The organism is Fictibacillus gelatini DSM 15865 (assembly GCF_000430745.1).
In the GTDB taxonomy this organism is placed as follows: Bacteria; Bacillota; Bacilli; order Bacillales; family Fictibacillaceae; genus Fictibacillus_A; species Fictibacillus_A gelatini.
This window is the reverse complement of sequence record NZ_KE387235.1, coordinates 51,477-62,878: the sequence shown is the minus strand read 5'-3', so window position 1 is coordinate 62,878 and position 11,402 is coordinate 51,477. Positions and strand designations below refer to the sequence as shown.

Here is an 11,402-nt window from a genome sequence, read left to right as displayed (position 1 = left end):
GGGCAGGCGATCCGTTTGTTCTATCAGGAATGCCACCTTTCGTTTTTGCTTTATTTTGAATCGTTCATTAAAGATTATGAAGCCATTTTAACATCGATCAAAAATCAGCTGAAAAATTTTGAGCCTGATCCAAACGGCTTTATTAGCGAAAGTTTTTTGGATCATGATGTAAGAGCGGGACTTCATAAAATAGAGACAACAACCATCGGGATCGTCGATGAAGCGAACAAGGCGATGAAAGAAGTCCGGGATATTGTTGATCTTCCTTTCCTTGATGAAACAGAAGTGGTGGAAAACATCTGGCGAGCGAAACGACATGCGAAAACGACGATCGAACAGCTTCACGCCTTTGATAAAGCGCAAACCGCCGCGCTGGAAACGGTAGAACAAGACCTCGCCTTGATGGCAAACTATATCAACCAGATCAGCTCGGCAATCAAAAGCGGCGAAGTGACTATTTCAAATTACTCGGTAAAACAAATCACATCGTATGAAACCTATAATGACTTGATAGGCGACCTTGCCCAGAAGACAAATCCTTATGAAAACAAGTATAGACGCCCGGATGCGGACGAACAATTAATCGCGTCTTCGTACATCGCACAGTTACAAAATAAAAACGTAACGAAAGAAGAATTTGAAACGCTACAGGAACAAAAAATCAAAACGGTTCATGTCATTGACGAATATGCGGAATATGACGGTGATTACCATATCCTCGCCAATGGAATGATTGTAAGGGAATATAAAGACAAGAATTTTAATAAACAATATCAAATTGTCGATAAGGTACCAAAAAACCGGGCAGGAGGGGTCCGAGAATTAGATTCCCCATTTGAAGGCACTCCATTAGAAATCGCAGAGTATGCCGTCCCCGGAGGACTTATAAAAAAAGGCGTCACCAAACTCGGGAAAAAGGCGATTACGGGTATCGAAAAGAAAGTGGTGAAGGAGTATACTAAGGGTATAGATAAAACTGTTAAACCTAATGACGTAGTACCATATAGACCTAGTAATTCACCTTTAGAAAATCATCATGGTGTTATGGATGTATGGGCTAAACATAATGTTCCAAACTATGTAAGTAGAGGTGGGAACACCCCAACAGTAGCACTTACAAAAGAACAACATGCTGCTACAAAAGCTGTTTATAGAGAATGGTTATATGAAAAAACAGGTAAGAAGGTTGGGGGCAAAATTGATTGGCAATCAGTCTCTCCAAGGGAGATACAAGAACTTACAGAAAGAATGTTTGATGCTGCAAATGTTCCCAAATTAGCCAGACAAGAATATTATAATTCTTTTAATAAATATAATTATCGGGAGTGAAGCTAATGGAAAAGATAAAGCAGTTGCTTACACAAATAAACACTTTACCACATTGTCGTATCTTTGAGCCTTCTGGATTACCCATTATTGATGAAGAAAAGCATATTTTACCTAATGATTTAAAAGAGTTTTATAGTCTTTGTGGGGGATTAGTTCTATTTGAAAATGAGGAATATCCAATTTATATTGTATCTCCTGATAAATTTGTATTGGCAAATCCAATAATTGTAGGAGAATTATGTGAAGAAGATATTTCATCTAACTGGTATATTATTTGTAATGATGGAACGGATGAATATTTAACGATTGACCTCAATGAAGATAGACTAGGTAAATGCTACGATAGTTTTTTTGACCGACATGGGCTTGTAGGTGAGTCCCAGATTATAGCTACTTCGTTTACTGATTTACTTGAACGACTTATAAAAAATAAAGGGCAATATTGGTATTGGCTAAGAAGTGATTTTATCTCCCTAGGTGATGCATATGATGATATTGAATAACTAAATCATTTGTATAGAGAAAAAAGTTGACCTTGATTGGCTATAAGCCTTTCAAGGTTTTTTTCAATAAACAAGTGAACAGATTAAACAAACAAAGGATGCGGTGAAAGGAATTATTTCTCTCGAAGACGCCCTTAAAGGAAAAGCGGGACAGGCGATCCGTTCATTCTACCAGGAATGCCACCTTTCATTTTTGCTTTATTTTGAATCGTTCATTGAAGATTATAAAGCCGTTCTGCAATCGATGAAAAACCAGCTGAAAAATTTTGAGCCTGATCCAAACGGCTTTATTAGCGAAAGTTTTTTGGACCACGATGTAAGGGCCGGACTTCATAAAATAGAAACAACAACCATCGGGATCATCAGTGAAGCGAACGAAGCGATGAAAAAAGTCCGGGATATTATAGATCTGCCCGATCTAGATGAAACTCATTTGGTTGAAAGCATCAGACAAGCGAAACGATACAGCAATCATACAATTGAACAGCTTCACGCCTTTGATAAAGCGCAAACCGCCGCGCTGGAAACGGTAGAACAAGACCTCGCCCTGATGGCAAACTACATCAACCAGATCAGCTCGGCAATCAAAAACGGCGAAGTGAATGTTTCAAATTACTCGGTAAAACAAATCACATCGTACGATACGTATAATGACTTGATAGGCGACCTTGCCCAGAAGACAAATCCATATGAAAATACGATTAGACGCCCGAATGCGGACGAACAATTAATCGCGGCTTCGTACATCGCACAATTGCAAAATAAAAACGTAACGAAAGAAGAATTTGAAACGCTACAGGACCAAAAAATCGAAACGGTTCATGTCATTGACGAATATGCGGAATATGACGGTGATTACCACATCCTCGCCAATGGAATGATCGTAAGGGAATATAAAGACAAGAATTTTAATAAACAATATCAAATTGTCGATAAAGTACCAAAAAACCGGGCGGGAGGCGTCCGAGAATTAGATTCCCCATTTGAAGGCACTCCATTAGAAATCGCCGAGTATGCTGCTTTCCCTGCAACTCTTGTAAAAAAAGGAGTAACAAAACTGGGGAAAAAGGCGATTACGGGTATCGAAAAGAAAGTGATGAAGGAGTATACTGGAGGTACGGGTAAAGAAACTTATCAACATCTAAAGGACTATAAGAATAATAAATATTTTACTCGGAGTGTAGTATATAATGCAGGTAAAGATGGAACAGGATTTACTTATAAAGTATATCAAAGAGGGGATATTAATTGGGATATGGTTCGAACAAAAGGTGCTAAAAAAGGGCGAGGGTTAACAAATGCTGAAGCATCTGCAAAATACGGACTTGCTCCAATCCTTGATGACGCAGGTAGTGTTGCAACATTGCATCATTCACAACAAAAAGGTGTTGGACCATTATATGAAGCTTCAACTAGGTACCATAATATCAGTAATGCTAAGAAAGCTCCGCTACATCCTTATAAAGGAAAGTTGAACCCATTTTATCCAATGGATGAGACAACTAGAGGAGCATTTCAAAAAGTAGACTCTATCAATTATTGGAAAATACGAGGAGAAGAAGCTTTAGGAGGAAAATAATATGAGTATTTTGCCTGAGAGACTAGATGAAATTCTTGGAGAAGAAATATATAAACGCGAGGATAGCAAACTAGTACAGGATGCTTTAAGAAGGCTAGGTGTAAACGCATCAGATACTTTTCAAGAATTTTATAACCATTATGAAGGGCCTTTTTGGGAAGAGAATGTACCCTTTGAATTACTAGATATAGCAAATGAAGAAAATAATATTGAATCATACACACTCATTTCTAGAAAAGAACATGGTTTTCCGAACGAGTATCTGGTTTTAAGCGAAATGTCAGCAAATGCTGTATTAGTGCTGGATACTGTAACGGATAAAGTTTATATAGTTAATTTTGAGGGTGGAGATGAACTGCTGTTAAAAGGAAAGTTAAAGGAAACTTGGTCATCGTTTTTTGATTTCTTAAAAGCATATTTTAATTGTTAGTCATGTTTCAATAAAACCTTGATTGGTCAAATGCCTTTCAAGGTTTTTTATTTTTAGAACTTTATTTTTAAAGACAATACTTTTGAAAAACTTATGATGGTTATACCATCAAGAGGTATCGTATTAATACTTAGTTTGTGAAAATAATAAAGATAAATTGGCGAGTTGATATTTACATTGAAAGGGATAGTTATGATGCGGAATGGCTGACAAACTACGAGATTGACAAAGCTCGTGGCGATAAAAAATGGATAACGTGAAAGTGTTTACTAGTGCTCAAGTCTGGGATATTGTTGATCTTCCTTTCCTTGATGAAACAGAAGTGGTGGAAAACATCTGGCGAGCGAAACGACATGCGAAAACGACGATCGAACAGCTTTACGCTTTTGATCAAGCGCAAACCGCCGCATTGGAAACGGTAGAACAAGACCTCGCCCTGATGGCAAACTACATCAACCAGATCAGCTCGGCAATCAAAAGTGGTGAAGTGAATGTTTCAAATTACTTGGTAAAACAAATCACATCGTACGATACGTATAATGACTTGATAGGCGACCTTGCCCAGAAGACAAATCCATATGAAAATACGATTAGAGGCCCGGATGCAGACGAGCAATTAATCGCAGCATCGTACATCGCACAATTGCAAAATAAAAACGTAACGAATGAAGAATTTGAAACGCTACAGGACCAAAAAATTGAAACGGTTCATGTCATTGATGAATATGCGGAATATGACGGTGATTACCACATTCTCGCCAATGGAATGATCGTAAGGGAATATAAAGACAAGAATTAATAAAGATTAAAAAAGATTATACTTGTGTAATAGACAATTATGCTTTAGATGAATTTATCGATGAATGTTTAATTGAAACGGAAGAATTAAAAAAAATTATTTTATTTTGGCATAAAGAATACAAAACAATTATAGATGGTAATTAAACAAAGGCTCCAAATAAAAGGGTACTCGAATCAATCGCTTTTGCTAGAACAATATAAAAAAATGAAAATAAATTAGTAAACTAAAAGCAGCGCTTTTATCGATAAACCAGATGACCCCATCAATAAATTCAGTAATTGCCCTTTATTGTTCCTTTAAGGTTCCAGGTTCGTTGAATAGATCAGGCAATTCAACCGCCATGCGACTATGGGATTCAAAGATTTTCTGGTATTGTTTGTTAGTTTCAGTTTCTTCATTAAGTCAATTAATTTGTTAAAACTTCCCGTTTATTTAGTGGTTGGACAGGCCGGTGGTTATCCACGAAGATGGCGCCGAATGCATCAAGTTGGTCTTTAGACATTCTATTAGCTGCTGTAAAACGATTCATTTCACCCCTTCTGAACAGGGGGAGTGGTTAGAGAACCGTTATAGTGGAACGATTTCTTTTGGCAATAGATTCGCCGGGTTAACAGGAGCTTCAAGCTTTATATCCTCTTTCATTTTTTTCGTCGGGAGTTTCGACCAGATTTCATCCAGCTCCTTGTTTTCTTTTCCAGAACCCTGGGTACGGCAAGGTTTCCTTTACTATTTTTGAACGAGATGCCCTTCCATGTTAAAGGATTGTCCATTAAGTTGGTTTTCGCCCGGTTTGTGGAAGTGCATTTACATTCGTTTATATTTTTCGCTTTCAATTATTATAAAATTGCTGCCGGTTGCATCATTGGCTTGAACCGTATGCCCATTATTCATTATTGTAAACGTCGCGGGTTTATAGTTGGTTTTTAGTTTTTCCATTGTTTGATCCAGCTTCACTTTTTGAAAGTTCGATGTTAATTGGAGATTGCTCTTTGCCATTCGCGCATTTCGAAAATGTGGAATCTAAGCTTGACCATTTATTAGGGCAGCGGTTTTCTTCATATGACCAATGGGTTTCATCTTCTTTTTTTGCCTCTGTCTTTTTTCTGATGGTTGTGTCGTTGCTGGTGTAGAAGCACGGGCGGTTACTACGAGGAATATAATAGTTGCTAGTGCCCCTTCTAGAAAAATAGTTTGAATTTGAGTAATCGAAAGAACACCTCGTTAGATCTGTGAAATGAGGAAAATCGATCACGAATCGTTACATGATTCAAAATGATTTCGTTCTCGGACAATAAGGGCTCTTATTTGGACAATAAGTCATCCGGTTGAGACAATAACATTTTACTTTTGGACAAATAAGTGTACAAAATACTAAATTTATTGTCCGACTGAGGCTACTTTTTGTCCGATGGAATCGATTTATTGTCGGAAATCAACTGTTTATTGTCCAAATGCCATGAAAATAGCACCACACTACCCACTAGAGAAGTTTGATCCTGTTTTTTGCTTCTAATTTTTTTTACAGGCGAAAATGGATTCTTGAAAATAAGAACTTTCTTAGCTGAAAGGGCACTAGCAATCTACAAAAAAGGCCGTTTCTGTTCATTTTTCTCTCCCTTTTCCCCTGAAGATCATGGCCAGGTTGACTTCAAGCCCGGAGTTACGTTATGACTTTACATTGATTTTCGCTTTTCTTGTATGCGGCTTCAGTTAAACCAAATTGCAGCTGGAATCCTAGAATCAATAGAAGCAATAAAAGCACTAAAATTAGTTTTTTCACTTGATTGAGTCCCCTTTCTTTGCACGGGTGTTTCATAATGAGCAACGTTGTTCCGTAAAAATCGATTAGTAGGATAATAACATTATCGAAAAATACCTTCAAGCAACTATTGAACCGGTTCGCAAAAGTCTTTTATAGGTAAATGGAACTATTGAATTTTCTCTAAAAAGAAAGGAGGGAATGTCCGAAGAGAGGTCGAACGTTAAATTTACAAAAAATCATTTTATGAGGTGGATCATGACATTAGTCGGCTTATTGGGAACATTGCATACGGATGAAACAAGATCATGGGCCAAGTATCCATTGAGTTTAATGCGGGAAAAAATTTTGGAGTTTAAGCCTGAAATCATTTGTGGGGAAGTACGGCCAGAAGACTGGAACGAATACCAAAAGAATAAAACATATTCCGGGTATTTAGGTCCGAGTGAATATAGGCAAACGATCATCCCTTTATGTGAAGAATACGGCATCCCATTTTGGCCGATCGATGATTTTTTAGATGAACATGTCAAATTGGACCATTTTGCTCCATATTCGAAGGAAGAACAAGAACGATTGTCTTCCGAATTAATGAATAGATATGAAGAGATATTTGAAAAGGCGAAACGTGATCCCATACCGTTCAACTCATATCAGCTCAATCAACTGATTGAAGAGAAACAAGAATGGTTGAGGAAAGTTAACCCCGAAGTGCAACAGATCATTTGGGATGAGCGGAATAAAAAAATGATCAAGAATATTAGAAAGGTGATAGAAGAAAACGAAGGAAAGAGCATATTAGTCACTATCGGGGCAGAACATGGCTATGTTTTTCTAAAAGCCTTTCAGGAGTTCAGGTGGAACGTGGAATTTCCCATTGGCTAAAATAAGGCCAACTGTTCCGCCTTTTAGAAAATGTTCTCAAGCTAATCTTCGGGTATTTCTATTGAAACGGCTTGAATTTCTTCTTATTATAATCAAAGAAAGAAAAGGTTGATTCAAATCATGTTGGATCAACCTTTTTTATATCCTCAGGGTGTTCAGGAGCCCGTCGAGCGGTAGTGTCTGACGCCGATTTGCCAGATTAAGAAACAGGGCATAATAAAGGCGATCCCGGCTATCGGCGCGAGCATATAAAGGAAAGCGTTTCCGCCGCTTTTACCGAGAATGTAGAGCAGAGGCAAATAATTGACAGATCCAAAAGGGATGACAAATGTAAAGAAGCGGGTTACCCATTTCGGATAAATCGAGAGCGGGTATTGCGCCATCTCCCTGCCTCCATCCGTAAAAATGTTGGCCACTTCCAGACCCTGGATCGTCCAAAAGCACATCGTGGCGGCAAGCATAAAGATTCCTGTAAAAATAAAAACGCCGCTTACAATCATTAAAATAAGAGTGATCGCTTTCATTACACTCCAATCGATGGAAAGATGGCGTAATGCCCAGACAAGTACGATCACACTTTGAAGCATCCTTCCGAATCTCGTAAACTCGAACTTTGAGCCGAGCACTTGAACGATAGTGCTTCTAGGGCGTACGAGCAACCGGTCAAAATCGCCGCCTGCCACAAGAGAAGAGAAAGCATCAAATCCACGGGCAAAGCATTCGCTAATGGCAAATGCCATATGAATGACGGCAAAACAGAGCGCCACTTCGAAAAAATCCCATCCTTTAATTTGCCCAAACCGTTCAAACAGGAAATAGAGCCCTGCAAACATGGAGAACGGTATAAAGAACTGGCCGATCGTGAGCAGCCAAAACGATGCCCGGTACTGCATTTGCGATTTGAAAAGAATGAGAAGATATTTGAAATAAAGTCTCAGGTTCATTCAACCTCCTTGTATGACGACTCTTCTTAAAGCTTTATTTAGAGCCATTCGGCCTAGCCAAACGAGAACAATAAGCCAGATAAGTTGTATGAATAGGCCCGTAAGCGCTTCATTCTGCGGAATATGGCCCGAGTAAACCCGGAACGGAAAATCAGCAGTATAGCGAAACGGAAGCAAGTTTGTCACCTTTTGCAGCCACGAAGGCATAAGAGGGATCGGAATGACCAACCCTGCGAAAAATTCTCCAATCACCCCGAACATGAGCAAAGATCCGACAGGCGACATCGTAACGAAAACAGAAATGTAAATAAACATCGAGATGGCGACTAAAAGAAGCAATCCTAACATCAACGCCGCAAGAAATAAAAGGAAGGATGTAAACGTCGGCGGCCATTTCATTCGATAAGGTTCCGGCAACAAAAAGGCGACAATAAGAATCGGGAAGCAGCGGAGAAAAGCGCTCGATAGCCGCTGGGCAAGAAGCTTGGCATACCAAAATCCGTATATCCCGCATGGCCTGCAAAGCTCATAGGCGATATTCCCGGTTGTGATGAGGTTAAATAGCTCGTTATCCCGAAACCAGAGCATGATGAAAGCGAGAAACGCTTGCTGAAGCCAGATGTATGAGACTAATTCGTTTAAAGATATGGGCGGGTTATGTAAGGCTTGTTGGTAAAAAGCTTGAAAGATAAGGAGATACATAAATCCCCAGAAAAATTGCGTCGCAACCCCCGCAAGAGCCGCTGCGCGATACTGCATGCCAGTAAGCAAACGGAGCTTCAACACAGAATAATACGCATTCATAGTTGGTACTCCTTATAGAGCTGAACGATCATTTCTTCAATCGGCGGCGACTCAATCGAGACATCGATAAGGTCAACGTGAAGGGACAGCTGGTTAATCACTTCAGAGATCATTACTTGCTCTGTATCGACGCTGAGGACCGCTCTTTCTGGCGACCATGAAAGAAACGAGCTGCCCGGGATATGAAATTGGTTTCGGTTTTCGCGATAATCGGCTGTTATCGTTTTATGGGTTGCAAACCGCTTTCGTAACGCTTCCAGTTTCCCATCGTACAACAGGCTTCCTTTGCCGATTAAAATGACCCTATCAGCCAATGCTTCGATATCAAGCATGTCGTGTGTCGTCAAAATGATGGTCACGCCTTTTTCTTTATTGATCGTTTTAATGAATTGACGTACGGCAATTTTAGAAACGGCATCAAGCCCGATAGTCGGTTCATCCAAAAATAATAGTTTCGGATTATGAAGGAGAGAGGCAGCAATTTCACAACGCATCCTCTGGCCAAGGCTTAATTGCCGTACGGGAGAATGGATCAGATGCTGCAAATCGAGTGTTTCAATGAGGAGATCCAATGTCTTTTTATATTCATGGTCCGGAACGTTATAAATATCGCGAAGAAGCTCAAATGAATCGATAACCGGCACGTCCCACCACAACTGGGAACGCTGGCCGAAAACGACGCCGATATGTTTCACATAGGAAACACGGTCTTTCCACGGCGTGTATCCCATAATGGTGCACGATCCCCGATCGGGAACCAATATGCCGCTCATCACCTTAATGGTTGTCGATTTCCCTGCGCCATTCGGGCCGATATATCCTACGATTTCCCCTTGCCCAATGGTAAAAGAGATGTCTTTCAATGCTTCCACAAGCGTATGCTCACGGTAAAAGAGCGCTTTCATCGCTTGCCGTAAGCCGGTAGAACGTCTCGCAACTTTGAAGGATTTGCTTAAGCCTTCTACAGTAATCAACCGCTTCCCCTCCTAACATTTTTGAGTCGAGAAGAGAAATGTTACCATCAACTATGCAAGGTGTCAATGACTTTTTTGGAAAGTGTTGAAAGGGACACGAGAGATTGTCCGAAGAGTTGAAAGTAGAAGAAGACAAGAGATGTCTATGCTCCCCCGGGCGAAATGGACGTCTATAGGACAAAAATGGAGTCCTCAGCATGAAAGATTGTCCTTTAGAACGGATCTTTTGTAAGAAGATTGGCTTTTTAACAAGGATTCCTTAATAAAAAAGAGAAAGTAATACATCAATAAGGGCGCATATAATTATCAATGGTTTATCATTTGAAGCCGGAAGAAGGGAGAAGAGGGAGTTTAAAAAATAATGGGAGGGATCGTGTATGCCAGTGAAAAGAAGCTTTTTAGTAACAGCATTGAAAATCTTTACGCTTGCAGTATTGACGTTTGCCACCATTCAATTAAGCGGATTAAAAGCAAAAGCTTCATCAACGAAAACGGCCGTTGTCGATGCAACAAGCCTTAATGTTAGGAAAGGACCGGGAACGTCTTATAAGAAAATCGGCTCCTTAAAAGATAAAACAAAAGTTACTGTCTATTTGATCACGAAAAACAACTGGGCGAAAATAAAGTACAGTCAATCAACTGCTTTTGTCAGCAACGAGTTTCTCCGATACTATCAAACGATGTCCCGTTCCAATGCCAAAAAAATCGTCAGTAAGCCGGTTAAGCTGCTGCGAACGCTTCCCGACCGTTCCACAAGAAAGAAAATTCATCTTTATTTCGGCTCCAGCTTTACGAGCAGTTACATTGACAAAATCATCAAGTATGATATGGAACCAAACGGCAAAGATAAATACGGAAATACGTTGTACAGCTATATCGGAACCGATGCGCCTTACTATTACTTTTTTGATTTTGATTGGAACGCCGACTACTCCCCGAAAAAGCCAACAGTAACATACTTCGTGAAAAATAACACGGAATACTTATATATTAAGCAATACATTACGAGTGAATTAGCTGAATATACGCAACACCTTTATTTGTACAAGACAAAAGGCAACTGGAAAGTATATAAATGCACCTATTAGGAGAGTGGTTGAGGCTCTCCTTTTTTTATCATTTTTTAGCAAAGAGCTTACTCTATTTGTAATCATATTGGGATTCAGCCGAACGATCCTCTCATGTATCATGATTTTTCCGGTACCGCATGCTTATTCGCCGGCTTGACCGATTTATTCCTCTAATAAAGGAGTTATTCATCTAATCAAAAGACTTGTTTTTGACAGGCTCTATGGGACAAAATTTTGTATCCAGCACTGATAATTGTCTTTGATACAGGCTCTATGGGACAAATTTTCGCCTCCGAACGAGGTCACTGAAAAAGTCCAAGAAA

At 39.5% G+C, this 11,402-nt stretch carries 12 protein-coding genes; 7 read left to right on the top strand and 5 right to left on the bottom strand.

The annotated features are described in order from the left end of the window. The 5 genes from H538_RS25915 to H538_RS0122520 all read left to right on the top strand — a co-directional run. Positions 1 to 1,329: T7SS effector LXG polymorphic toxin (locus tag H538_RS25915; protein WP_081412785.1), on the top strand; the 1,329-nt coding region annotated here is incomplete at its 5' end. A 5-nt stretch (positions 1,330 to 1,334) separates the two neighbouring features. Continuing rightward, positions 1,335 to 1,832 (top strand): SMI1/KNR4 family protein, encoded by a 498-nt coding sequence (locus tag H538_RS0122545; protein ID WP_026679505.1) that lies wholly within the window; start codon positions 1,335 to 1,337, stop codon positions 1,830 to 1,832. A gap of 82 nt (positions 1,833 to 1,914) precedes the next feature. Continuing rightward, positions 1,915 to 3,411, top strand: coding sequence for an LXG domain-containing protein (locus H538_RS25910; protein ID WP_281172220.1), 1,497 nt, complete (start codon positions 1,915 to 1,917; stop codon positions 3,409 to 3,411). A gap of 1 nt (position 3,412) precedes the next feature. Continuing rightward, a complete protein-coding gene (locus H538_RS0122530; RefSeq protein ID WP_026679504.1) occupies positions 3,413 to 3,841 on the top strand; it encodes an SMI1/KNR4 family protein in 429 nt (142 codons plus the stop codon). Between the two features lie 247 nt (positions 3,842 to 4,088). After that, positions 4,089 to 4,640 carry a T7SS effector LXG polymorphic toxin gene (locus H538_RS0122520; protein WP_026679503.1) on the top strand — a complete coding sequence of 184 codons (552 nt, stop codon included), beginning with the start codon at positions 4,089 to 4,091 and terminating at the stop codon, positions 4,638 to 4,640. Between the two features lie 409 nt (positions 4,641 to 5,049). Here the strand turns inward: H538_RS0122520 and H538_RS27025 are convergent, their stop codons facing one another. Next, positions 5,050 to 5,172 (bottom strand): hypothetical protein, encoded by a 123-nt coding sequence (locus tag H538_RS27025; protein WP_281172219.1) that lies wholly within the window; start codon positions 5,170 to 5,172, stop codon positions 5,050 to 5,052. Positions 5,173 to 5,447: 275 nt separating this feature from the next. Next, the gene (locus H538_RS26900) at positions 5,448 to 5,639 is read right to left on the bottom strand and encodes a hypothetical protein (protein ID WP_026679502.1); all 192 of its coding nucleotides are present in this window, start codon (positions 5,637 to 5,639) and stop codon (positions 5,448 to 5,450) included. Positions 5,640 to 6,660: 1,021 nt separating this feature from the next. Here H538_RS26900 and H538_RS26535 point away from each other — a divergent pair. Then, a complete protein-coding gene (locus tag H538_RS26535; protein ID WP_211235593.1) occupies positions 6,661 to 7,287 on the top strand; it encodes a TraB/GumN family protein in 627 nt (208 codons plus the stop codon). Between the two features lie 155 nt (positions 7,288 to 7,442). On the opposite strand, the gene H538_RS0122495 is transcribed toward H538_RS26535, so the two are convergent. Genes H538_RS0122495 through H538_RS0122485 form a run of 3 tightly spaced genes read right to left on the bottom strand, consistent with a single transcriptional unit; the run spans position 7,443 to position 10,009 of the window. Further along, positions 7,443 to 8,225: an ABC transporter permease gene (locus H538_RS0122495; protein ID WP_026679501.1), complete on the bottom strand. Its 783-nt coding sequence runs from the start codon at positions 8,223 to 8,225 to the stop codon at positions 7,443 to 7,445. 6 nt (positions 8,226 to 8,231) lie between these two features. Then, the gene (locus tag H538_RS0122490) at positions 8,232 to 9,035 is read right to left on the bottom strand and encodes an ABC transporter permease (protein WP_026679500.1); all 804 of its coding nucleotides are present in this window, start codon (positions 9,033 to 9,035) and stop codon (positions 8,232 to 8,234) included. Beyond that, positions 9,032 to 10,009, bottom strand: coding sequence for an ABC transporter ATP-binding protein (locus H538_RS0122485; protein ID WP_026679499.1), 978 nt, complete (start codon positions 10,007 to 10,009; stop codon positions 9,032 to 9,034). The genes H538_RS0122490 and H538_RS0122485 overlap by 4 nt, the downstream gene beginning before the upstream one ends. A gap of 377 nt (positions 10,010 to 10,386) precedes the next feature. Between H538_RS0122485 and H538_RS25295 the strand changes: the two genes are divergently transcribed. Continuing rightward, positions 10,387 to 11,097 (top strand): SH3 domain-containing protein, encoded by a 711-nt coding sequence (locus H538_RS25295; RefSeq protein ID WP_026679498.1) that lies wholly within the window; start codon positions 10,387 to 10,389, stop codon positions 11,095 to 11,097. Positions 11,098 to 11,402: the final 305 nt, after the last annotated feature.